This is a genomic window from Micromonospora sp. WMMD1274 (genome assembly GCF_049179035.1).
GTDB classification, from domain to species: domain Bacteria; phylum Actinomycetota; class Actinomycetes; order Mycobacteriales; family Micromonosporaceae; genus Micromonospora; species Micromonospora tulbaghiae.
Genome location: NZ_JBMHMG010000001.1, coordinates 6934168 through 6957967, shown reverse-complemented (window position 1 = coordinate 6957967; position 23800 = coordinate 6934168). Strand labels below are relative to the sequence as shown.

17 protein-coding genes and 1 riboswitch are annotated in these 23800 nt (G+C 74.0%); of the genes, 9 read left to right on the top strand and 8 right to left on the bottom strand.

Annotation, left to right across the window (positions count from 1 at the left end):
- The first annotated feature begins 1 nt into the window (after position 1).
- Positions 2–1894, top strand: coding sequence for a molecular chaperone HtpG (gene htpG, locus ACN27D_RS32905; RefSeq protein ID WP_421500870.1), 1893 nt, complete (start codon positions 2–4; stop codon positions 1892–1894).
- 558 nt (positions 1895–2452) lie between these two features.
- On the opposite strand, the gene ACN27D_RS32900 is transcribed toward htpG, so the two are convergent.
- Genes ACN27D_RS32900 through ACN27D_RS32890 form a run of 3 tightly spaced genes read right to left on the bottom strand, consistent with a single transcriptional unit; the run spans position 2453 to position 5270 of the window.
- Positions 2453–3151, bottom strand: coding sequence for an SDR family oxidoreductase (locus tag ACN27D_RS32900; protein WP_421500869.1), 699 nt, complete (start codon positions 3149–3151; stop codon positions 2453–2455).
- Between the two features lie 33 nt (positions 3152–3184).
- Positions 3185–3661: a winged helix-turn-helix transcriptional regulator gene (locus ACN27D_RS32895; protein ID WP_393158869.1), complete on the bottom strand. Its 477-nt coding sequence runs from the start codon at positions 3659–3661 to the stop codon at positions 3185–3187.
- 46 nt (positions 3662–3707) lie between these two features.
- On the bottom strand, positions 3708–5270 hold the full coding sequence (locus tag ACN27D_RS32890; protein ID WP_421500868.1) for an LLM class flavin-dependent oxidoreductase: 1563 nt from the start codon (positions 5268–5270) through the stop codon (positions 3708–3710).
- A gap of 171 nt (positions 5271–5441) precedes the next feature.
- A riboswitch (cyclic di-AMP (ydaO/yuaA leader) is annotated at positions 5442–5587 on the top strand.
- On the opposite strand from ACN27D_RS32890, the gene ACN27D_RS32885 reads away from it, so the two are divergent.
- The gene (locus ACN27D_RS32885; RefSeq protein ID WP_120569737.1) at positions 5586–6236 is read left to right on the top strand and encodes a transglycosylase family protein; all 651 of its coding nucleotides are present in this window, start codon (positions 5586–5588) and stop codon (positions 6234–6236) included. It overlaps the preceding riboswitch by 2 nt.
- 187 nt (positions 6237–6423) lie before the next feature.
- A complete protein-coding gene (locus ACN27D_RS32880) occupies positions 6424–6873 on the top strand; it encodes a YbaB/EbfC family nucleoid-associated protein (protein WP_120569738.1) in 450 nt (149 codons plus the stop codon).
- A 119-nt stretch (positions 6874–6992) separates the two neighbouring features.
- On the opposite strand, the gene ACN27D_RS32875 is transcribed toward ACN27D_RS32880, so the two are convergent.
- From ACN27D_RS32875 to ACN27D_RS32860, 4 genes are all read right to left on the bottom strand, one after another.
- Positions 6993–9056 (bottom strand): M4 family metallopeptidase, encoded by a 2064-nt coding sequence (locus ACN27D_RS32875; protein WP_121685769.1) that lies wholly within the window; start codon positions 9054–9056, stop codon positions 6993–6995.
- A gap of 412 nt (positions 9057–9468) precedes the next feature.
- Complete coding sequence (locus ACN27D_RS32870) at positions 9469–11784, bottom strand: transglycosylase domain-containing protein (RefSeq protein ID WP_421500867.1); 2316 nt, start codon at positions 11782–11784, stop codon at positions 9469–9471.
- A 146-nt stretch (positions 11785–11930) separates the two neighbouring features.
- On the bottom strand, positions 11931–12593 hold the full coding sequence (locus ACN27D_RS32865; protein ID WP_120569741.1) for a hypothetical protein: 663 nt from the start codon (positions 12591–12593) through the stop codon (positions 11931–11933).
- 135 nt (positions 12594–12728) lie between these two features.
- Positions 12729–13946: a hypothetical protein gene (locus ACN27D_RS32860; protein WP_357894976.1), complete on the bottom strand. Its 1218-nt coding sequence runs from the start codon at positions 13944–13946 to the stop codon at positions 12729–12731.
- 155 nt (positions 13947–14101) lie between these two features.
- Between ACN27D_RS32860 and ACN27D_RS32855 the strand changes: the two genes are divergently transcribed.
- The 6 genes from ACN27D_RS32855 to ACN27D_RS32830 all read left to right on the top strand — a co-directional run bounded on the left by ACN27D_RS32855 (position 14102) and on the right by ACN27D_RS32830 (position 20504).
- The gene (locus ACN27D_RS32855) at positions 14102–15043 is read left to right on the top strand and encodes a diacylglycerol/lipid kinase family protein (RefSeq protein ID WP_350816261.1); all 942 of its coding nucleotides are present in this window, start codon (positions 14102–14104) and stop codon (positions 15041–15043) included.
- A gap of 29 nt (positions 15044–15072) precedes the next feature.
- Positions 15073–15843 carry a nucleotidyltransferase domain-containing protein gene (locus tag ACN27D_RS32850; RefSeq protein ID WP_121685772.1) on the top strand — a complete coding sequence of 257 codons (771 nt, stop codon included), beginning with the start codon at positions 15073–15075 and terminating at the stop codon, positions 15841–15843.
- Positions 15844–15889: 46 nt separating this feature from the next.
- A complete protein-coding gene (locus ACN27D_RS32845) occupies positions 15890–18682 on the top strand; it encodes an FAD-binding and (Fe-S)-binding domain-containing protein (protein WP_421500866.1) in 2793 nt (930 codons plus the stop codon).
- A complete protein-coding gene (locus ACN27D_RS32840; protein WP_350816258.1) occupies positions 18682–19101 on the top strand; it encodes a glutaredoxin domain-containing protein in 420 nt (139 codons plus the stop codon). The genes ACN27D_RS32845 and ACN27D_RS32840 overlap by 1 nt, the downstream gene beginning before the upstream one ends.
- Positions 19102–19211: 110 nt before the next feature.
- The gene (locus tag ACN27D_RS32835; RefSeq protein WP_358172086.1) at positions 19212–20078 is read left to right on the top strand and encodes an SDR family NAD(P)-dependent oxidoreductase; all 867 of its coding nucleotides are present in this window, start codon (positions 19212–19214) and stop codon (positions 20076–20078) included.
- A gap of 45 nt (positions 20079–20123) precedes the next feature.
- Positions 20124–20504, top strand: coding sequence for a VOC family protein (locus ACN27D_RS32830; RefSeq protein ID WP_121682901.1), 381 nt, complete (start codon positions 20124–20126; stop codon positions 20502–20504).
- Positions 20505–20558: 54 nt separating this feature from the next.
- Here the strand turns inward: ACN27D_RS32830 and ACN27D_RS32825 are convergent, their stop codons facing one another.
- A complete protein-coding gene (locus ACN27D_RS32825; protein ID WP_421500865.1) occupies positions 20559–23543 on the bottom strand; it encodes a glycosyl hydrolase in 2985 nt (994 codons plus the stop codon).
- Positions 23544–23800: the final 257 nt, after the last annotated feature.

The window sequence follows — 23800 nt, the reverse complement described above, 5'->3', positions numbered from 1 at the left end:
TGTGAGCGACGGGGTCGAGACGTTGGAGTTCCAGGCCGAGGCCCGTCAGCTGTTGCAGCTGATGGTGCACTCGATCTACTCGAACAAGGACGTCTTCCTGCGCGAACTGATCTCGAACGCGTCCGACGCGCTGGACAAGCTGCGGCTGGAGTCGCTCGTCGACAAGGAACTGTCGGCCGACACCTCCGACCTGCACATCGAGATCGAGGTCGACAAGGACGCCCGTACGCTCACCGTGCGGGACAACGGCATCGGCATGACCCGCGACGAGGTGGTCCGCCTGATCGGCACCATCGCCAAGTCCGGCACCGCCGAACTGCTGCGCAAGCTGCGCGAGTCCTCCGACGCCGCCGCCTCGCAGGAGCTGATCGGCCAGTTCGGAGTCGGTTTCTACGCCACGTTCATGGTCGCCGACAGGGTGACGCTGCTGACCCGCCGCGCCGGGCAGTCCGGCGGCACCCGCTGGGAGTCCACCGGCGAGGGCACGTACTCGATCGAGGAGGTCGGGGACGCCCCCCAGGGCACCTCGGTCACGCTGCACCTCAAGCCGGTCGACACCGAGGACAACCTGCACGACTACACCGCCGAGTGGACGATCCGCGAGATCGTCAAGCGCTACTCCGACTTCATCTCGTGGCCGATCCGGATGACTGTCGACAAGCCCGGCGAGGACGGCGCCACCACCCGCGAGGAGCAGACGCTCAACTCGATGAAGGCGCTCTGGGCGCGCTCGCGGGACGAGGTCGACGAGGCCGAGTACAAGGAGTTCTACCGGCACGTCGCGCACGACTGGGCCGACCCGCTGGAAACCGTCCACATGCGCGGCGAGGGCACGTTCGAGTACGAGGCACTGCTGTTCCTGCCCTCGCACGCCCCGCTCGACCTGTTCTCCCCGCAGGGCCGCCGCGGTGTGCAGCTCTACGTCAAGCGCGTGTTCATCATGGACGACTGCGACGCGCTGATGCCCAACTACCTGCGCTTCGTCAAGGGCGTGGTGGACGCGCACGACCTGTCGCTGAACATCTCCCGGGAGATCCTCCAGCAGGACCGGCAGATCCGCGCGGTGCGCCGCCGGCTGGTCAAGAAGGTGCTCGCCACGCTCAAGGACATGTCCGCCGAGTCGTACCGCACGTTCTGGACCGAGTTCGGCGCGGTGGTCAAGGAGGGTCTGCTGGAGGACCCGGACAACACCGAGACGCTGCTGGAGCTGGTCCGGGCCGCCAGCACCCACGACCCGGCCGAGCCCACCACGCTGCGCGCGTACGTGGAGCGGATGAAGGACGGCCAGACCGAGATCTACTACGCCACCGGCGAGAACCGGGCCACCATCGAGAACTCGCCGCACCTGGAGGCGTTCCGCGCCAAGGGCTACGAGGTGCTGATCCTCACCGACCCGGTGGACGAGGTGTGGGTCGAGCGCGTCGGCGCGTACGACGGGAAGACGCTGCGCTCGGTCGCCAAGGGGCAGGTCGACCTGGAGACCGAGGAGGAGAAGGAGAAGGCCGAGGCGGAGCGCCAGGAGTACGCCGACCTGCTCGCGTTCCTCGGCGGCGCGCTCGCCGACAGCGTCAAGGAGGTGCGTCTGTCCACCCGGCTGACCACGTCGCCGGCCTGCGTGGTGGGCGACGCGCACGACATGACGCCGACGCTGGAGAAGATGTACCGGGCAATGGGCCAGGAGGTGCCGCAGGTCAAGCGGATCCTGGAGCTGAACCCGGCCCACCCGCTGGTCACCGGGCTGCGTAAGGCACACGGGGAGGGCGGCGACACCGCCGCGCTGACCGAGACCGCCGAGCTGCTGTACGGCATGGCGTTGCTGGCCGAGGGCGGCGAGCTGGCCGACCCGGCCCGGTTCACCCGCATCCTCGCCGACCGCCTGGCCCGCGGCCTGTAGCCCCACCCCGACCCGGTTCGCCCGACCCGCCCCGGCGGGCCGGCGTGATCGACTCCATGACGCCGATGGTCGGGCGGTCGTCGGGCCAGTTGCGTGATCGACTCCAGCTCGCCGAGGTGGTGGTATCGGACGGGCTCTGACCCCGCCACTTCGCCGAACTGGTGTTGATCACGCTGGGGTGTCCCAGGGTGGGGGAAGATCGATCCCACCTGGAGGGATGCCCGGGGCGGTGAGGGCTTCCGCCCGCGTCGGCAGGGCTGCCCGGGTGCCAGGGGTGGGTCGGTGTGGATGGGGCGGAGCGCCGCGCGGGGGGGCACCGGCTGTTGATCGACTGTGCCCGGGCGGTAGTCGTGGCAGCCGCGTGATCGACACCACTGCGCCGAAGTGGCGGCATCCCACGGGCTCTGACCCGGCCACCTCGGCGAGCTGGTGTTGATCACGCTGGGGTGTCCCAGAGTGGGGGAGGCTGGTCCCAGATGGAGGGACCTCGGGCGGTAGTTGTGGCAGCGGAACCGTCTTGCCGAGGTGGCGCCGCCACCTCGGCGAAGACGGGTCGGCTCAGGGGAGTGCGGGGTAGAGCGCGGCCACGCCGCCGGACAGTCCGGCCTGGACCCGCCGGGCGACCTCGTCGGCGAGGATCTCGTAGCTGTCGGACTCGATGCCGTCCGCGGCGAGCCGGGCGACGTCGGCCGGGTCGGCCTTCGGGCCGGGGACGGCGGCGGCCATCTCGGTGTCCATGTAGCCCACGTGCAGGCCCGCGACGCGGACGCCCCGGCCGGCCAGCTCGACGCGCAGGGCGTTCGTCATCGACCACTCGGCGGCCTTCGCCGCGCCGTACGCGCCGACGCCGGGGAACGTGAACCAGGACAGCGCCGACAGCACGTTCAGGATCGTGCCGCCGCCGTTGGCCGCGATCCGGGGCGCGAACGCCCGTACCACCGACAGCGTGCCGAGGTAGTGCGTCTCCAGCTCCAGCCGGATCTGCGCGAGGTCGCCGTCGAGCAGGTCGGTGCCGGTGCTCACGCCGGCGTTGTTGACCAGCAGCGTCACGTCACCGGCCCGCTCGGCGGCGGCGGCCACCGACGCCGGGTCGGTGATGTCGAGGCGTACCGGGGTGACGCCGGGCAGGTCCACGGTGTCCGGGTTGCGGGCGCCGGCCCAGACGGTGGCGCCGCGCGCGACGAGTTCGGCGGCCAGGTGCCGGCCGAAGCCGCGGTTGGCGCCGGTGACCAGGGCGGTGCTTCCAGCGATCTTCATGGTCTCGCTCCGAGGTGTGGTGGCGAAGGGAGGTCAGGCGGACAGCAGGCCCGGACCGGGCAGGACGGCCAGCTCGCCGGGCGGTACGTCGTGCCCGGCGTCGCAGCGCAGCCGCGCGTGCACCGGCGCGCCGCACTCGTGGTGGGCAACCCGGACCGCCGGGCCGGCCTCGTCGGCGGCGTACGCGTCGCCCCACTGCCGCAGCGCGACGAGCACCGGGATCAGGTCGCTTCCCTTGGCAGTGAGCACGTACTCGTCGCGGGTGCGCTGCCCGGGCTCGCGGTAGGGACGCCGGTCGAGCAGCCCGTCGGCGACGAGCTGCTTGAGGCGTGCGGCGGCCACCGGCTCGCTGACGCCGACCCGCCGGGCGAAGTCGTCGAAGCGGCGGGTGCCGAACGACGCTTCCCGCAGCAGGAGCAGCGTGGTGCGGTTGCCGACCACCTCGAGCGCCCGGGCGATCGAGCAGTTGGCGGTGGACCAGGAGTCACGCTGGGCGAGGAGGTCCGTCATGGCGTCGACGGTACCTCCTGACTTAGGGAACCAAAAGTCAGCTACCTCACAGCTGGCCGGGGAAGAAACCGTGCCGGGCCAGCGGCTCGACGATCTGGTGCTCCTCGTACGACAGGTGCGACAGCAACGTGTCGGTGAGCAGGTCCACCGCCTCCTGGAGTCCGGTGAAGTCGCCGGGCCGGCGGACCAGCTCCACGAGTGCCCGGTCCACGCTCTCCACCACGCCGTGGATCACCACGTGCTCCTCCTCCAGGCGGTCCAGCACGGCGGCCAGCCCGGCCTCGGATCGGCGCAGGTGCGGGAAGATCGAGGCGTCCTCCAGCCCGTGGTGCTGGGTGACCATCGTGCAGTAGGCCGCGCAGTACGCCCCGAGCGTCCAGTTGTTCTGCCGCATGGTCATCTCGTTCAGCGCGGCCCGCGCCCGGCCCGGCGTGACCGAGCCCTGCTTGACCTGTTCCAGCAGGTCGCGCACCTGGGCCAGCTCCTGCCGCAGGTGGTCGTGCACGTCCACCAGGTGCTGCCCGGCGGCCTGTCCCCGGGCCGGGTAGGTGTGCCCGGCCGGTGGCGGCGGGGCGGTCGGGCGGGTGGACTCGTCCCAGGGGCGGCGCGCGCTCAGGCGTACCCCCGGGTCGGGGGTGGGGGTGACACCCAGCGTGCTCGGGCCGCCGGCGGCGGCCTGCTCCTCGGCGGCCGCGCGGGTGCCGCCGACGGGCGTGGCGCGCTCGGCGGCGACCAGCTCCCGCACGGCGGGCGCGACCTCCTGGCCGAATATCTGGATCGCGCGCGGCTCGTCGCTGCCGAGGATGAACGTGGTGATGCCGTGCTCCAGCGTGAGCCCGGCCAGTTCCTCCACCCACTGGTCCGGCGGCCCGGCCAGGAAACCGGCCGACGAGCGGGCGAACGTGCCGGTCACGTTGAGCATGCGGCGGATCGCGGCCGGGTCGCGCCCGGCGGCCCGGGCGCCCTCGTCGACGAGCGCGTTCAGGGCGGGCAGCTCGTCGGGGCCCTTCGGCAGGTACGACAGCGACGGCAGCCAGCCGTCCGCGGCGCGGCCGACCAGGCGCAGCATGCGCGGCTTGTACGCGCCGACCCAGATGCCCACCGGGTGCGCCGGCGCCGGCCCGCGCTTGGCACCGACCACCCGGTAGTGCTCGCCGTCGACCCGGATCATGCCGCGCCGGTCGGTGTCCCAGACCTCGCGGATCACCCGGATCGCCTCGTCCAGGGCTTCGACGGCGGCGCCGGGGGACAGGCGCCGCCCGCCGGTCGCCTCGATCGCGTCCCAGAACGCGCCCGCGCCGAGCCCCAGCTCGACCCGGCCGCCGGTGAGCAGGTCCAGGCTGGCGATGCTGCGGGCCAGCACCACCGGCTGGCGCAGCGGCAGGTTGAGTACGTTGCCGGCCAGGCGGATGCGCTCGGTGGCGGCGCCCACGTAGGACATCAGCGTCCAGGTGTCCAGGAAGCCCGGCTGGTACGGGTGGTCCTGGAAGGTGACCAGGTCCAGCCCGACCTGCTCGCAGAGCCGGGCGAGCGCCACCACCTGGTCGGGCTGCCCGGCGGCGGGGGTGATGAAGCCGCCGAAGGTCAGCTCGTGTCCGTGATCGGTCATCCGTCCCGCCCTCCCGTGATCTTGCCTGGCCCTGCCACCGTAGCGCCGCCGCCGGTAGCCCGGCCGGGTGAAGAGCATCACAAGAAGTGGACGATCGTCGCAAAACGCTCCTAGCGTCGGTTTCGTTCGCAGACGCGGACACCGCGGGCCGGAAACGCCAAATCCCGCCGCCGTCCCCGGTAACCGAACCTCGCGCGGGAGCGGGGGAACCACACGTTCCACGGTGCATCGTCACCTCGGGGTGAAGCCGCCACCGGCGGCCGGGCTCCTCGGCCCGAACCCGACAGCTCACCTCGTCGGCGTGGAGGAATCCACATGGCAACTGAATACTCAGCCCGAAGCCGCCGTACCGCTCTCGGGGCGGTTCTGGCCGGCGCCGCCGTCGGCGCCGCGACCCTCTTCGGCCCGGCCGCCCCGGCCAGCGCGGGCGTCAACTGGGACGCGGTCGCGCGCTGCGAGTCAGGCGGCAACTGGAAGATCAACACCGGCAACGGCTACTACGGCGGGCTCCAGTTCTCCCGCGCCACCTGGAACGGCTACGGCGGCAAGAAGTACGCCGCCCGCGCCGACCTGGCCAGCCGCTCCGAGCAGATCGCCGTCGCCGAGAAGGTGCTGCGCGGTCAGGGCATCGGCGCGTGGCCGGTCTGCGGCAGGAAGGGCGGCTCGGCGAACGCCGGGTCGGCCGCGGCCGGCGAGCGGGCCACCACGAAGGCCACTCCGCGCAAGGCCGCCCCGGAGCGGCCGGCCCCGCGCAAGGCCGCCCCGGAGCGGCCCGCGACGAAGGCCGCGCCGCAGCCCGCGAGCGGTGCCGGGACGTACGTGGTCCGGCGCGGGGACACGCTGTCGGAGATCGCCGTGGCGCAGCGCGTCGACGGCGGCTGGCGTGCCCTGCACGAGCGCAACCGGGCGGTGGTCGGCGACGACCCGGGCCTGATCTTCCCCGGTCAGCGGCTGCGCCTGCGCTGACAGCGGTCCGGAGAACGCCCGGCCGGTCCGTCCGGCCGGGCGTTCACCCGTCCGCGACACGCCGCGTCGCCGGTGTCCGGCCTGCTCGCGGCGCCGGGGCGCGGCCCGCGACAGCCGGTGACCGCGATTCGTCGGAGCCGGTTGCTAGGGTCACGGTGCTCGGCTAAGACGTGAAGAAAGCGCGGAAATGACCAACGACCCGTTCTCGGCGGCCGCGAGCCTCGACGAGATGCTGACCCGCACGCAGCAGGCGCTCACCGCGATGCGCTCCCGGGCCTCGGCGCACGCCGACGGCGAGCCGGGCGACCTGCTCCGCGCCGAGGGCACGGCCGCCGGCGGGCGGGTTCGCGCGGTCGCCGTCCAGGGTGGCCGGCTGGATTCCGTGACGGTCGACCCGGAGCTGGCCGGCGAGCCCCTCGACGTCCTCTGCGGACACCTCGTCACCGCCGCCAACGCCGCGTTGTCCGAGCTGGACGCCCAGGTCAGCGCGTCGGCGCGGGCCGACGCCGACGCGCTCGCCGCCCGGCTCGGCACCATGGGCGACCAGGCCGAGCTGTTCGGCCGCGCGATGCACGAGGCGGCCGCGCGGATCCACCGCGACCGCGGCACCCCGTCCCGGGCCGGGCGCCCGGCCTGATTCGACGGCCGGCGTGGCGCCGCGACCCCGCGACCCCGCGACGCCCGGCACGGCGAGGCTCTGGCACGACGAGGCGGCCGGTCGCCGGGAGGACGACGACCGGCCGCGCTACGCCACGGTCAGCTCAGGGTGACCGCGGTGTCGTCGACGACGAAGGACGTCTGCAACGAGCTGTCCTCCACGCCGCTGAACGAGATGGTCGCCGTGGTGCCCGCGAGCGACGAGATGTCGAAGGACCGCTGCACGTAGCCGGTGGCCTTGTTCAGGTTGGAGTAGGTGGCCAGCGTGGTGCTGCCCGCCTTGACGGTGAGCTTGTCGTACGCGGTGCTGGTGGTCGACTCCGCGCTGTCGACGTGCAGCCAGAAGCTCAACGTCGCCCGGCATCCGGCCGGGATCGTCACCGACTGGCTGAGCGTGTCGGTGTGCGACGAGCCGTACCCGTCCAGCCACGCCTTGTACGAGCCGCCGTGTGCGGCCTGGCCGCTGTCGGTGGTGATGACGCCGGACGAGGCGCTCCAGCTCACGTTGCCCGACTCGAAGCCCGGGTTGGCGAGCTTGTTGCCGGAGCAGCCGCCCGACGGCGGAGTGGTCGTGGTGCTCGGCGTGGGCGTCGGGGTGCCGCCGGCACAGGTCGGCTCGCCCGACTGGGCCGGTACGCTGACCGCGGTCCACGCCGCCTTCACCGCGTTGAACTCCGTGCAGCCGCTCGGGTAGAGGTTCTTCGCCGCCTGCAACGTCCACACGCGGTACTTCAGGTAGGACGAGGACGACGTCTTCAGCAGCATCGCGTTGTACATGATCTTCATGGCCTTCTGGATGCCCAGGCCGGTCACGCTGCTGCCGTTGCAGGTGGAGCTGGAGGGCTGCCCGTTGGTCGGGCTGCTGCCGTTGGCCAGCAGGTAGAACCAGTGGTTGCCCGGGCCGGCCGCGGCGTGCACCTCGGTCGACGGGATGCTGCTGGAGTAGCAGTTCGGGTCGCCGAGCGCCGACGGGTTGTACATGTTGCGGATCGGGCCGGAGCCGACCAGGTTGATCTTCTCGCCGACCAGGAAGTCCGGCGCGTCGTAGCTGGACGGCTCGTTGGCGAACCACTCGGTGGCCGCGCCGAACGTATCAGCCACGAACTCCTGCGTGCCGCCGCCGGAGATGCCGCCGGGGGTGTTGTCGTCGATGCCGTGGCCGATCTCGTGCGCCACCACGTCCAGCGAGCTGATCCACTGACCGGCGGTGTTCTTGCCGATCTGCACCTGGCTGCCGTCGTAGTAGGCGTTCTGGTCGTTGAGGCCCACTCGGATCGGCCAGTAGCCGCCGTTGCCGTTGGCACCGTTGCGGCCCAGCCACTGGGCGAGCATCTTGTGCTCGGTCTGCGCGGAGAACAGCGCGTCCACGCAGCCGGTCTCCTTGTTGGTGGCGGTACCGTTGCCCCAGACGTCGTCGGAGCCGCTGAACGTGGTGTTGTTCGCCGCGTCCTGGCAGCTCAGGTTCGTGACCGTCGGGTCCTTCATGGTGTACGTCGAGCCCGACTGGGTCGTGTTGAGCGTCAGCGGGCTGGGCCCGTTCCAGGCGCCGGTGCCGGTGCCGCGCACCACGTGCTCCTGCTTGCGCAGGACCGCGCCGGTGCGGGCGTCGACGTCGACGGTGAGCCGGCTGGGGCCGTCCGCGCCGGTGCCGCGTACCGTGGTCTCCCAGGCCAGCGCCGGTGCGGCGCCGAGCGTGTAGACCACGAGCGTGGTGCCCTCGACCGCGTTCACGGTCGTGAGCTGGGCGCGCGCCGTCTTCGCGGCGGCGTCCCGGGTCAGCGCGGGCGTGGTGGCAAGGGCGCCGATGGGCCGCTGCTGCGCGACCGAGGCGTACTTCAGGTTGCCGGCCGCGTCCGTGGCGAGCACGAAGTCGCCGCCGACCACCGGCAGGCCCTTGTAGGTGCGCTCGTAGGGCACGTACTGGGTGCCCTCGGAGGAGATGACCGGCTTCTGGACGAACGCGTCGTCGGAGCCGGCCTGCAGGTAGGCGGGACGGTTCGCGACCAGGGCACGGGCCGAGTCGGCGGCGGTCGCGCGGGCCTGGGCCGGGTCCGGGGCGGCGGGCCCGGGTGGCGCGGCCTGCACGGCCGCGGCGGTGCCGGCAGCGAGGATGCCGGCCGCGGCCGCGCCGGTGAGCGCGGCGAAGCGAGGTGAGAGTTTCACGGGGGTTTGCTCCTGTTCTACAGGCGCGCCGCACGGAGCCCGGTGGGGACGGGCGGCGCGGTGGTGCGAGGCAGGGTGACGGCCGGTCACCGGAGCTGCCGGCGTGGCTCCGGGTCGACAGATCGACCGTCGTGAGTCGCCGGGGGTCGGCGGCTCGCTGGTGCACAATCACACGCCGCCCGAGCCCGGAGCAATGGGTGACCTGGGCAACGGCTGACAGTCGGGCGTGTCGCCGCGCGCGTCGATTCAGGCAACCATGATCTTCAATAGGCCCTGATCAGGGCGAACATCGCCGACTGTGGATGGGCGGGCTTGCAAATTGCGGACGTTGCCGCTGTGTGCGAATGGCGCGCATAGACGCGAGGCCGCCGTGCGCGCGGCCGGGCGGCGGCTCGGCCGCCGCCCGGCCGGGTCAGCGCGGGCCGCGGGTACGCGTCGGCGACACGGTGGGCAGCGGTGGAAGCGACGGCGTCAGCGTCGGCCGCGACGTCGGCCGACCGGTCGGGCCCGGGCTCGGGCTCGACGAGGAAGGGCTCGGGCTCGGCGACTCCGAGGGCGTCGGCACGGCGGTGGTCGGCGGCGGTGGCACCGACCGGGTCGGCTCCGGGGTCTCGCCGGGGAACGTCGGCTCACCGAAGCGGTACTTGCCCGGGTCGAGCTTCATGGCCGCGGTGGCCCGGTTCATGAACTGCCGCCAGATCGGCGCGGCGCCGGTCGAGCCGTACACCTCGTAGCTGCCGCCCTTCGTCCGCAGCGGCTTGCCGTCGGTGGTGCCCAGCCAGACGGCCGAGGCGAGCGCGCCGGTCCAGCCGACCATCCAGGTGTGCACGTTCTGCGTGGTGCTCTGCCCCGCCTGCCACGTGCCGGTCTTGCCGGCGGAGTCCCAGCCGTTGCCCAGCTCGGCGGCCCGCACCCGGCGCAGCGTCCAGTCGAGCTGGTCGATCGCCTCCCGGTCCAGGCCCAGGTCCGTCGTCCGCAGCTGCTCGGTCCACACCTCCTCGTCGTCCTTGGTCACCGACCGGACGAAGTGCGCGTCGGCGCGCTTGCCGCCGGCCGCGAACGTCGCCATCCCGTTCGCGTGGTCCTGCACGGTGATCCCGTACTGCCCGATCCCGACCTCGGTGGAGAACCGCTTCGCCACCTCGTCGGCGGGATCACTGCGCAGGTCGACGCGCTGCGGCCGGGGATTGCCGCGGACCGTCTCCCACATCGACTCCACGCCCGCCTGCCGGGCCATCTCGATCACCTTGTCGGTGCCGAGCTTCTCGGTCAGCTCGAAGTAGGTCACGTTCAGCGAGGCGACTGTGGCCTCCCAGAGCGCGCAGTCCGGCTGGCAGGGCGCGCGCTCGGCGTTGCGGATCGGCCCGGCCGCGCTCCCCCTGGTGCGCCCCGAGGCGGGGAACTCCTTGGTGTCCGGCGAGTCGAATCGCTGCTTCACCGAGATCCCGTCGCGCACGGCCGCCGCCAGGTCGTACACCTTGAACGACGACCCCGGCGGATGCTGGCCGAACCCGCGGGTCTCGCCGTTCTCGTCGTAGTACCAGCCGGCGTAGTCCGCGCCCGAGCCCTTGTCGCCGCCGTAGTAGCCGAGCACCCGGCCGGTGCCCGGCTCCACCGCCACCAGCGCCGCCTGCCAGTTGCGCGGCTGGCCGCGTACCGCCTGCGGCGCGGTGTCGCGGCGGATGTCCGCCGCCGCCTCGGCCGCGTCCTGCACGCGTTTGTCGATGGTGGTGACGATCCGGTAGCCGCCGTCGCGGATCACCTCGTCGGGCTTGCCGCGGAACGGGTCGGTCTCGCGCAGCTCGGCGAGCACGTGGTTGACCACCAGGCCGGTCGGCCGGTCCAGGTCGGACCGGCCCGCGTCCTTGTCGATCGGCCGGACCGTGTCCGGGTACGCGAGATCCGCCGCCTGCTGCGGCGTCAGGTAGCCGAGCTTGACCATGCCGTCGCGGATGTAGTTCCACCTGTCGATCGAGTTCTGCCGGGCCAGCGCGTTGCGGCGCGGGTCGTAGCCGGGCGAGCCCTCGGGGTCGGCCGGGTCCGCCTCCGGCTGCTTCACCATCGCGCAGAGCACCATCGCCTCGGCCGGCGTGAGCTGCCGCGCGGCGGGTGCGTCCCGACGCACCGTCTTGCCGAAGTACGTCTGCGCGGCCGCCTCGATGCCGTACGCGCCCCGCCCGAACGGCACGGTGTTCAGATAGAAGCCGAGGATCTCCTCCTTGGAGTACGCGTCGTCGAGCTTCCACGCGATCACCGCCTCGCGCAGCTTGCGGGAGTAGGTGACCCCGCGCAGGTCGGCGGCGATGCGCGCGTACTGCTGGGTGAGGGTGGACGCGCCCTGCCGCTGCCCGCCGCTCACGTTGGCCCAGGCCGCCCGCAGCACACCCTTGAAGTCGATGCCCTGGTTCGTCCAGAACGTACGGTCCTCGGCCGCCACGATCGCCTGCTTCGCCGAGTCGTTCATCTGGTCGTACGGCACGATGGTGCGGTTCTGCGCGCCCAGCTTCGCCATCGGCGTGCGCCCGTCGGCGTAGTAGACGGTGGTGGACTCGGGCAGCTTCAGGTCGCTGGGCGTCGGCACGCTGTCGAAGTAGTAGCCGCCGGCCACCAGCCCGCAGCCGGCCAGCAGCGTGCAGACCGCGAGGACGACCAGCAGACGCCGCCGCTTGCGCCTGGGGCGCACCTGAGCCGCGCCGCCCGGTTCCGGGGTGGATCCGCTGTTCCGCACGCGTTACCTCCGACTGCTCGGCTGAGTCGTGCCCGGCTCGCAGGCTAACCGAGCTGCGCCGACCGCACCGGCCGACGAACCCGGACGGTGTGGCGCCGGTCCGGGCCGGAGCGGCGATCGTCCGCCCCGGCCCGGCGCTCAGCCGGTCAGCGCGCCGCCCACCCGGCGGCCCGGTCGTCGCGTTCCCGGCGGGCGGCTCGGCGGGAACGCCACCTGTCGCTGCCGCCCGCGTGGAACGGCGCCGACCGCCACAGCGACCGCACCGGCGTGCCGTCCGGGGCGGCGAACGTCTCCCGTTCGGCGTAGCCGAGCCGCCGCAGCAGCTCCTCCTCCTGCGCACCGGCGCACGGGTGCGCGTACGTGGGCAGGCTCAACGTGTCCATCCGGCGCTGCGCCGCGGACAACGCCTGCGTCGCGCCACCCCGGGGCGCGGCCAGCAGCGCCAGATTGTTGTGCGGCTCGGCCGGTCGGCGTGCCGCCAGCTCGGCACCGAGGCGGCGGAACCGGTCCCCGTCCGGTCCGGCGGCGCCGGCGAGACGGTCGGCGTACCGGTGGGGGGAGGGGATCGGGCGGTAGCGGTGGAACCAGACGGTGGCGGCGCTGCCGTCGGGCAGCAGGAACGCGTCGCCGAACAGCAACGCGTGTTCGGTCCAGATCCGCGCCACGGCGGCGAGGACCGGCAGGCGGCGGGACGTGTCAGGGACGAGCCAGGCGGCCAGCGCGGTGGGCGCGAGGGCCTCGGCGACGAGATCGGCGATCCGGCCGATGTCGCACCACCGGGCGCGGACGACGGGCAGGGCTGTGCTCATGAACGGACTCCTGTATTCCAGGCGTGATCGGGTCGGTTGCGGGCGCCGGACGACAGTCGGCGGCGCCGCCGCGGCATGCGGCAGTCGGGCGGGACGCCCGTGCTCCGGATCGGAGATGGTGCCTGCGGAGTCCGCTCAGGCGGGTCTGGTGCCGGGGCGCGACGTGCGGGACGGCGGCAGCGGGTCGGCCGCCGGCCGCGCGTACCGGTGGGTCAGCGCCGGCAGCCGCAAGCGGTTCGCGTCCGCGTCGGCCGGCTCGCTGTGCACGGCGCCGCCGCCGTGGGTGACGCCGTCGAGCGGCAGCGGCAGTGCGGGCGTGGTGGTGACGTGCGCCGCCGGGCCGACGGCCGCCGGTGCCCGGCTGCGTACGGCGTCGACCCACCGGGTGCCGACGACGGTGAGGGTGCGCGCCGCCGGTGCGGCGAGGACCGGCCCGGCGGCGCGGGGCGGCGCGTCGTGCGCACGCCCGGGGGCCGGTGCCGGCGTCGCGGCCGGGTCGGCCGGAACGACCGGGACGCTCGGATCGGACGGCCCGGGCACGGGCTCGCCGGGCGCCGGCGATCCGGGGTCCGGCGTGGCCGGCGGGTCGAGCAGATCGGTCACCGGGCTGAGCGGGTCGAGCACCGGTTCCAGCGGGTCGAGCACCGGTGCCAGGCCCCGCCAGACCGGGCCGAGGATCGGGCGCAACGGTTCCACGACCGGGGACAGCAGGTCCGCCACCGGGTCGAGCACGCCCACCGTCACCGGGTCGGTGACCGGGCGCAGACCGTCGGCGACGGGCGCGAGCAGGTGGTCGCGCAGCGGGTCGGTGACCGGACGCAGGCCGTCGGTGACGGGCGTGAGCACGTGGTCCCGGACCGGCGTCACCACCGCCTCGACCACTTGGCCGGTGACCGGTGCCGTGACGGCCGGGCGACGCGGCACCGGCTCGGGAGGCGCGGCCGGGGCCGTGTCCGGCATCGCCGGTTCGGCCTTGTCCGGCGCTGCCGGTTCGGCCGGGCCCCGCGTCGGCGAGGTGGCAGCCCGCGTCGGCGAGGTCGCGGCGGGCGGCGCGGCGGAGTCGGGAGCAGGTGCGGGTGCGGCCGGTGCGGCCGGCTCCGCCGCTGCGTCGCCGGACCCGGACGGGGAGGCGCCGCCGTCGTCGGTTCCGGACACGGGCAGGCCGAGCACCGTCCCGAGCGTGTGCGTGAGCACCCCGACGGTGGCGGTGAGCGGACCGGACGGCTCCCGGTCGGCGGCGTGGGCGGCCGAGCCGGATGCGGCCTCGTGGGCGCCCCAGACGACGGCCACGGCGCCGAGCAGCAGGCCGAGGCGCAGCGTGCCGCGCGCCATCCACCCGGTCCGTACCGACATCCCGCACCCTTCGGAACCCGCGCCCGGCGGCACGGATCGACGACCCGCACTGTACCGAACGTGGCGGGCCGGGCACAGTACGCCGTTGATCCGAATCGGGCGCGTCGCGCCGGGCGCAGGCGTGGGATCCGCGCTGTCCGGGTACCAGCCGGGCCATGGACACGCGCACTGCCGAACGCCCGGACACCGCCCCCGCTTCCGCCGCGCCCCCGGCCGGCGTGGTCGCTGTCGTCGCCCACCGGAAGAAGACGTTCGGGGGTGGGCTCGACGAACTGCGTTCCCGGCTCGTGGCCGCCGGGGTCGGGCGGCTGCTCTGGTACGAGGTGCCGAAGAGCCGCAAGGCACCCAAGCGGGTGCGTGCGGCGCTGGACTCCGGCGCCGAGCTGGTGCTGGTGTGGGGCGGCGACGGCATGGTGCAGCGGTGCGCCGACGCGCTGGCGGGCAGCGGCGTGCCGATGGGCATCCTGCCCGCCGGCACCGCCAACCTGTTCGCGGTCAACCTCGGCATCCCGGTCGACCTGCCCGAGGCGGTACGGATCGCGCTGCACGGCCGCCGGCGCGAGCTGGACCTGGGCCGGATCAATGGCGAGCACTTCGCGGTGATGGCGGGCGCGGGGTTCGACGGCGACCTGATCCGCGACGCCGACCGGCAGCTCAAGGGCCGGTTCGGCCGGATCGCGTACGTCTGGACCGGGCTGCGGCACGTGCGCGGGGAGTGCGTACGGACCCGGATCCGGGTCGACGGCGCCGACTGGTTCGACGACGAGGCGAGCTGTGTGCTGTTCGGCAACGTCGGCACCATCACCGGCGGCATCCCGGCCTTCGACGACGCCCGCCCCGACGACGGGGCCCTCGAAGTCGGCGTGTCCACCGCCAGCGGCGCCGTGGACTGGGCGCGCACGCTGGGCCGGATGGCCGCCGGGCGCTCCGACGAGTCGCCGTTCGTCCGGATCACCCGCGGGCGCAAGATCAAGGTGAGGTTCGACGCGCCGAAGACGTACGAGCTGGACGGCGGCGCCCGGGGCAAGGCGAAGCGGCTCAAGGTCAAGGTGGTCCCGGGGGCGCTGACCGTGTGCTGTCCCGACCCGGCGGACTGACCGCGACCGGGCCGGGGCAGGATGCCGGAATGCGTGACGACATCCGCGACTACCTGGCCGAAGTGGTCCGCCGTTCCCGGGACGTGCTCGGTGACGACCTCGTCGGCGCGTACGCGGCCGGCTCGGTCGGGCTGGGCGCGTACCAGCCGGGCCGCAGCGACGTGGACGTGGCGCTGGTGGCCGCCGGGCCGATGCCGGAGCCGGACAAGCGCCTGCTCGTGGACCGGCTGCGGCACGGGTCGCTGCCCTGCCCGGCACGCGGCCTGGAACTCGTCGTCTACCGCCGCGACGTGGCCGCCTCCGGCACCCCGGAGCCGGGCTTCGAGGTCGAGCTGAACACCGGCGCCACGATGCCGTTCCGGGCCACCTACGACCCGGCCGACCGGCCCGCCGCCGACGGGCGGTTCTGGTACGCGCTGGACCGCAGCATCCTGCGCCAGTCCGGCCTGGCCCTGCTCGGCCCGCCCGCCGCCGAGGTGTTCGCCGACCCGTCACCCGAGGCGCTGCGGGCGCTGCTGGCCGACGCGCTGCGCTGGTGGCTGGCGCTGCCCACGCCGCCCGGCGACGAACCGGCCCCCGGCGCGGAGGACGCGGTGCTCGGGGCCTGCCGGACGCTGGTGCGCTACCGCGACGGTGTCTGGCTGGGCAAGGTCGACGCCGGGCTGCGGGTCGCCGCCGACGACCCGGACGCCGCGCTGATCCGGGCCTCGATCGAGGCCCGCCGGGGCGGTACGCCGCCGTCCGGTCCGGCCGCCCGCGCGTTCCAGCGGCGGGTGCTGGACCGGATCACCGCGGACTGAGCCCTGCCGTGCGTGACTACTGTGGGCCGGGGGAGGTGCGGTGATCATGACTGAGCTGAGCGCGTCCGCGCGGGCCGGGCTGGAGTCGGTGGTGCCCGGCGGCGTGGCGACCCGGGCCGCGGACCGGCTGCGGATGGCCCACGACGCCTCGCACTACCTGCTGCATCCCGGCGCGGTGGTCACACCGTCCGACGCCGGTCAGGTCGCCGCGCTGCTGGCGTACGGCCGCCGCACCGGCACCGCGCTGACGTTCCGCTCCGGCGGCACCAGCCTCAGCGGCCAGGCGGTCACCGACCGGCTGCTGGTCGACGTGCGGCGGCACTTCCGCGATCTGACGGTGCTCGACGACGGGCGGCGGGTACGGGTGCAGCCGGGGGTGGTGCTGCGGCAGGTGAACGCGCGGCTCGCGCCGTACGGCCGCAAGCTCGGCCCCGACCCGGCCAGCGAGTCCGCGTGCACGGTCGGCGGTGTGGTCGCCAACAACTCCAGCGGCATGACGTGCGGAACCGAGTTCAACACCTACCGGACACTGGAGTCGCTGGTCCTCGCGCTGCCCAGCGGCACCGTGCTGGACACCGGCGCCCCGGACGCCGACGCCCGCCTGCGCGCCGCCGAACCGGAGCTGCACGCCGGGCTGCTGCGGCTGCGCGACCGGGTACGCGGCAACCCCGAGTCGGTGCGCCGCATCCGCGCCCAGTACGCCATGAAGAACACCATGGGCTACGGCGTGAACGCGTTCCTCGACCACGACGACCCGGCCGACCTGCTCACCCGGCTCGTGGTGGGCAGCGAGGGCACGCTCGCGTTCGTCGCCTCGGCGACGTTCCGCACCGTACCCGTGCACCGGCACGCCGCGACCGGCCTGCTGGTCTTCGAGTCCCTGGGCGCGGCGATGGCCGCCATGCCGGCGCTGGTGGCCGCCGGGCCGGCGGCGGTCGAGTTGCTCGACGCCGCCGCCCTGCGGGTGGCCCAGCGTGACCCGAAGGCGGACGCCGCGCTGCGCGGCCTCGCCGTGCGCGGGCACGCCGCGCTGCTCGCCGAGTGGCAGGAGTCCGACCCGGAGGCGCTCGCCGACCGGGTCGCCGCCGCCGAGCCGGTGCTGGCCGGCCTGCCGCTGAGCGCACCGGCCCGGCTCAGCGGCGAACCGGCCGCCCGCGCCGCGCTGTGGCACATCCGCAAGGGCCTGTACGCGGCGGTCGCGGGTGCCCGCCCGTCCGGCACCACCGCGCTGCTGGAGGACATCGCCGTGCCGGTCGAGGCGCTGGCCGGCACGTGCGCGGCGCTCGCCGACCTGTTCGACCGGCACCGGTACGCCGACAGCGTCATCTTCGGCCACGCCAAGGACGGCAACCTGCACTTCATGCTCAACGAGCGGTTCGACGGCGGTGCGGCCCCGGCGCGCTACGCCGACTTCACCGAGGAGATGGTCGACCTGGTGCTCGGCCACGGCGGCACGCTCAAGGCCGAGCACGGCACCGGCCGGGTGATGGCCCCGTACGTGCGACGCCAGTTCGGCGACGAGCTGTACGAGGTGATGCGCGAGCTGAAGACGCTCTGCGACCCCGGCGGCGTGCTCAACCCGGGTGTGCTGCTCAGCGACGACCCGGAGATCCACATGCGGCACCTCAAGACCGTGCCGACGGTGGAGGAGGAGGTGGACCGCTGCGTCGAGTGCGGCTACTGCGAGCCGGTCTGCCCCAGCCGCGACCTCACCACCACGCCCCGGCAGCGCATCGTGCTGCGCCGGGAGATCGCCGCCGCCCAGGCCGCCGGCGACACCGCGCTGGTCCGGGAGCTGACCGACGACTACGACTACGACGCGGTGCAGACCTGCGCGGTCGACGGCATGTGCGCCACCGCCTGCCCGGTGCTGATCAACACCGGTGACCTGGTCAAGCGGCTGCGCGCGCAGGAGCACGGCCGGGCGGCCGGGTCCGCCTGGCGCGGCGCGGCCCGCCGCTGGGGCGCCACCGCCCGGGGCATGGCGCGTGGGCTCGACCTGGCCGGGGCGCTGCCGCCCGCGCTGCCCGAGGCCGCCACCCGGGCCGCCCGCGCGGTGCTCGGCGCCGACCGGGTACCGCGGTGGCAGCGGGACCTGCCGCGCGGCGGCACCCCACGCCGCCCGCACCCGGCCGACGACCCGGACGCGGTGTTCGTGCCGTCCTGCCTGGGCACGCTGTTCGCCCCGGCGCAGGGCGGGACCGGCGTCGCCGCCGCGCTGCTCACGCTCGCCGAGCGGGCCGGCGTACGCCTGCTCGTGCCGGACGGCGTCGGTGACCTGTGCTGCGGCACGCCCTGGTCCTCCAAGGGCCTCGTCGACGGCTACCGGGCGGTGCGCGACCGCGTGCCCCCGGTGCTGCGCGCCGCGAGCCGCGACGGCGCACTGCCCGTGGTCAGCGACGCCGCGTCCTGCACCGAGGGCTTCGAGCGGCTGGTCGACGGCGCCGGGGACGTGCGGGTCGTCGACGCGGTCGCGTACACCGCCGGCACGCTGCTGCCCCGGCTCACGGTGCGCCGCCGGATCGGCTCGCTCGCGCTGCACCCGACCTGCTCGTCGGTCCGGCTCGGCCTGGACGACGCGCTGCTCACAGTGGCCCGCGCGGTCGCCGACGAGGTGGCGGTCCCGGAGGGCTGGCAGTGCTGCGGCTTCGCCGGTGACCGGGGACTGCTGCACCCGGAGCTGACCGCGTCGGCCACCCGGGCCGAGGCCGCCGCCGTCGCGACGCGCCCCTTCGACGGGTACGCCTCGGTGAACCGGACCTGCGAGATCGGGCTGGCGCGGGCCACCGGGCAGCCGTACCGGCACCTGCTGGAGCTGCTGGCCGAGGTGACCGCGTGATGCGCAGCTGGCGATTCGCGGCGCTGATGCTGGTCGTCGGCGTGGCGGTGGCCGCCGGCCAGGACACGCCGGTGTCGGCGACGGTGGCGTTCCTGGCGTTCGTCGCGCTGGCGGCGGTCTTCTCGCCGCTGGCGTTCCCCCGGTCGCTGACCGCGGCGCAGGCGCGTCGGCGCAGCGCGGACGACGGCCGGCCGGTCATCTACTGGCGGCCCGGCTGCACGTACTGCCTGCGGCTGCGCCTTCGGTTGGGCGGGCGGGCCCGGCGGGCGTACTGGGTGGACATCTGGCGCGACCCGGAGGCCGCCGCCGCCGTCCGGGCGGTGACCGGCGGCGACGAGACGGTTCCCACTGTGGTGCTGCCGGACGGGGCGGTGGTCAATCCCGACCCGGCGTGGTTGCGGGCCCGGCTCGGAGCCTGACCGGCGAACCCCGGGCTCCGGGCCGGACCGGGCGAATCCCGGCACGGGACGGCCCGGCGGGCATACCGTGCCAGAGGGGCGTCGCGGACGGCGCCCGCGGAGGGGGAACGATGTCGGCCGGGATGCTGTCGGGGCGGGTCGCTGTGGTCACCGGCGCGGCGCGGGGGATCGGCCGGGCCGCGGCGGTGGCGCTGGCCGAGGCCGGCGCGGACGTGGCCGGGATGGACGTCGCCGGGCCGGTCAGCCCGATCCTGGACCTTCCGCCCGCCACGCCGGAGGACCTGGCCGAGACCGGACGCCGGGTGACGGCGGCGGGCGCCCGCTGGTCGGCGCACGTGGCCGACCAGCGCGACATCGGCGCGGTACGCGCGGTCGCCGAGGCGGTGCAACGGGAGCACGGCGGCGTGGACGTGCTGTTCGCCAACGCCGGCATCCAGGCGTTCGCGCCGCTGCTGGAGATGACCGACCAGCACTGGCACGACCAGATCGACGTGAACCTCACCGGCGCCGCCAACGTGCTGCGGGTCTTCGCGCCGCTGCTGGTACGCCGCGGCGGCGGCCGGATCGTCGTGACGTCGTCCACCCAGGGGCAGCACGGCACCACGAACGGGTCCGCGTACTCGGCGTCCAAGTGGGGACTGATCGGGCTGGTCAAGTCCGCCGCGCTGGAACTCGGGCCGCACGGCGTGACGGTGAACGCGGTGATCCCGGGCCTGGTCGACACCGCGCTGACCCGGCACCGGGACCGCTACGTGCAGGCGCTCGTCGAGGCGGGGAAGCCGGCCTCCGGTGACCTCGCCGAGGTGGAGGACGCCGCGATTGCGGCGCTGCGGTCGAAGACGCCGCTGGGCGTGCCGTGGGTGGAACCGGAGGACGTCGCGCCGCTCGTGGTGTTCCTCGCCTCGGACGCGGCCCGGATGGTCAGCGGCACGTCGTTCGCCGCGACGGCCGGCGACAGCGCGCACGTGACCGCCTGACCGCGCGGGGCTGCCGGTGAGGGCGGTCGTGGTTAGGCTCGGGCGATGCATCGATCGAGGTTGTACGCCCTGATCATCGACGCGCCGCGGGACGAGGCGGGGGAGGCGGCCGCGTTCTGGTCCGCCGCGCTCGGCTCGGAGCTGCGCACCGAACCAGCCGAACCGGAGTTCACCGGCCTGGCCGACGTGGTGCCCGGGCTGGTCACAGCCGTGCAGTCGGTCGGCGACGCGCCCCGCTACCACCTCGACATCGAGACCGACGACGTGGCCGCCGAGGTCGAGCGGCTGTGCGGACTCGGCGCCGCACCGGTCTCCCGCTGGCTCGACTGCCACGTGCTGCGCGCGCCGGGCGGGCACCTGCTCTGCGTCATCCCGGTGGCGAGCGACAGCGCGCTGTTCGAGTCCACCGCCACCCGCTGGCCGTGACCCGGTCGCGAACCGGCGCCCCGGCCACTGGGGCCGGGGCGCCGGAACCGCGGGTCAGGAACCGTACGGCAGGGTGACAGTCGAGCCGTTGCCGACGCCGAGGATCGTGGGCGCGCCGCCGATGGCGTTCCACACCTCGACGCGTACCGTGCCGCCGGCCAGGTTGCCCAGCGTGCCGGTGGACGAGAGCAGACCCTGGGTCTGCCGGTAGCGCTCCGCACCCGGGACCGGATCGGTGGCGAAGTACCGGTACGTCTCCACCCGCTCGACGCTGCCGTTGCCGGTCAGGTCGTAGGAGACGCGGATCTGGACGCCGTTGCCGACCGCGGTGCCCGCGTCGACGGCCAGGTCGAAGGCGGTCGCCCCGCCGGTGTACGTGCCGGTCAGCCCGGTGGCGGTGAACACCTGCGGGTTGGTCGGCGTGCCGTCGTGGTTGCCGTTCGCCGCCGCCACGTTCACCGTGCCGGCGGTGCCGGCGGTGCCGTCCAGCCCGCCGCCCGAGCGCAGGTACCGGACCGGCTTCAGCGGGCTGCCCGTACCCGTCGGGCTGGGGCTCGCGGAGGTCGGCGTCGGGCTCGCGGTGGTCGGGGTGGGGCTGGGCCCCGACGTCGACGGGCTGCCGGTCGGCACGGTTCCGCCGCCGGTGGCGTTGCCGCCGCTCCACGTGTACGCCCCGGACGTGGCCGTCTTCCCGGCCGGCACGACGAGGGTGGTGCCGTTGGAGAACGTGACAGTCAGCGACCGGGCGCTGATGTTCGACGCCACGTAGGTGCGGGCGCCGTTCTTGACGAACACCTTCGCCAGCGGGTGGTTCGCGGTGACGGAGGTATCCACCGTGCCGAGCGCGGCCAGGTTGCGGATCCAGTGGAACGTGTGCGCCTTGCTCTCACCCTCCTCGCTGGTGAACCCGCTGTTGGCGCGGAAGTTGCGCAGCGCCTGCTCACCGTCGCCGAGGGCCAGGAACTCCCAGATGATGTCCTGCCACACCGTGGGCGGGCCGCCCTTGTTGGTGACCAGCTCGGCGTAGTTGGCCTTGACGTACTCCGGGAAGTCGCCCAGGTAGAGGTGACCGCCGGTGATCGGCAGCATGTTGATGCCCTGGATCATCTCCGGCGCCGCGGAGAACCAGGTCGAGTACGACCCGCCGTCGCCCCACACCATGCCGACGGTCTTGTGCCCGAACGCGGCCGGGAAGTTCTGGTCGTACACGTCGAACCAGTACTCGGAGATGGCCGCGGACTGGGTGGTCCACAGGTAGACCCCGGCGTCGCGGACGGCGGTGTCGCCGGTGGCCTGGCCCCACTGGATCAGCGCGTTGGCGAAGTTCATCCCCTCCGAGGAGGACTCCTGGTTGTTGCCGGCGAAGAACGGCGCCAGGCCGGAGGCCCAGTCGTGGCCGGCGTAGATGTCGAAGTCCCGCAGGTAGGGGAAGCGGCTGTCGGCGCGGTCGTAGTTGTTGGCGTCGCGGATGAGCAGGTCGACCATGCCGCCGTAGCGGCTGTCGTCGGCCCAGCCCGGGTCGAACTTGGCCAGCGTGGCGGCGGCGGCGATGAAGTAGCCGTAGTGGAAGTGGTGGTCGTTGAGATCTTCGTCGGAGCCGTACGACGCGGGGTAGCCGATCAGCGTGCCCCAGTTGCGGTCGTAGTAGAACAGCTGGCCGCTCTCGCCGGAGCCGGCGGTGAGCCAGTTGGTCAGCCGGTTCCGCATGGCGGTCAGCGCCGCGTCGCGGACCGAGGTCTGCCCGAGCTGGTCGGCGATCTCGGCGATGCGGGCGGCCCGGCCGAGTCCCTTGCCGGCCCAGTAGGTGTCCGGGCCGCTGACGCCCTCGGGGTTGCCCTGCTCGGCGTTCAGGTATCCGGTGACGGTGGACAGGTCCGCGCCGCTGGAGTCGCCGACGGCGGGCACCTCGGGCAGGACGCCGGTGAAGCGCATCGTGGTGGTGAACGACGGCACGCCGGTGAGCACCCGCATGGCGCCGCGCGCCGAGACGTACGTCTGCCCGATCGGGGTGGCGCCGGTGAGGCTGCGCCACTGGTGCGGGTAGAGCGCCACCACGGTCTTCGTCTCGCTGCCCTCGCGGGGCGTGGTGGTGAACGCGTACGTGGTGCGTACCGTGCCGGCGGACTGGTCGTACGAGTAGCTCATCCGGGTGCCGGTGACGTGGGCGTGGGCGTACCGGGCGTAGGTGTCGGCTAGGGCGGCCCGGTCGCCGCCGCCGGGCAGCACCGCGACCGAGAAGTACCCCTTGCCGGCCAGCGTCGAGCTGATGCCGGTGCCGCTGACGGTCCAGGTGGCGCCGGTCGGGGCGTACGCGACGTAGTCGTGGCCGCGGACGGTGAAGCCGATGGTGGCGCCGGAGTTGCGCCAGACGGTGGGCGTCCCGGCGGTGGTGAGCTGGGCGGTGCCGCCGCTGACCGTGTAGTAGCTGAAGGGCAGGCCGTGGCCGATGGTGGCGCGCATGGTGCGGCTGCCGTCGCTCCAGTCGGCGGTGACCGTCCAGTCGGTCCACCCGGCGGCCTTGACCACCGGCGCGGACAGTCCGGGCATCCCGACGCGGACGTCCTCGGTGTACGGGTAGTGGAACTCGCCGACGCCGGTCGCGGTGCCGCTGACCGCCGGCGTGGTGGTGTACGACAGCCCGAGCCCGTTGTTCTCGGCCTTGGCCGCCAGCGGGTGGGCGTGCAGGACCTCGCTGCCCGTGCAGTTGTTGCGCTTCCAGATCAGCGACGACCACCAGTCGTTGGTGGGGACGGCGCCGGCGGGCGCGTCGGCGGTGGTGAAGACGCGCGGGTTGGTGCTGATCGCGCCGCAGCCCTTGGGCAGCAGGGCGCCGGCCGGCCGCGTCTCGGTGTAGCTGCCCGCGCCGACGGCGCCGGCGGTGGCCGTGCCGCCACCGGCGACCACGACGCCCAGCAGGCCGGCGGCGAGCACTGACGCGGCGACGAGGGCGGTCGCCCGCAGACCGCGCCGGCGGGCCGGGGACGGGGCGGGCGCGGTCGGGGGTACGGGGTCGGGGGAGAAGTCCCGCAGGTGGGTCATGGAGGTCCCCTTCACGAGGAGAAGGCGGGGGTACGGAGTGGTGGTCCGGCAGTCGTGAGAGCGCTCTCTTGGGAAGGGACATTAAGGTTCGGGTTACGGATCCGTCAATGTCTTGTTACCAAAGAGAGCGCTCTCCCGCGCTCGCGGCGTACCCTCCGGCCCTGCCGCGAAGCGCGCTGACCAGCCGCGACGGGACGCGAAAGCGCCGCCCCGGGCCGAGGCGGCCGGGGGCGGCGCGAGGAGCCGTGTGCCTACGC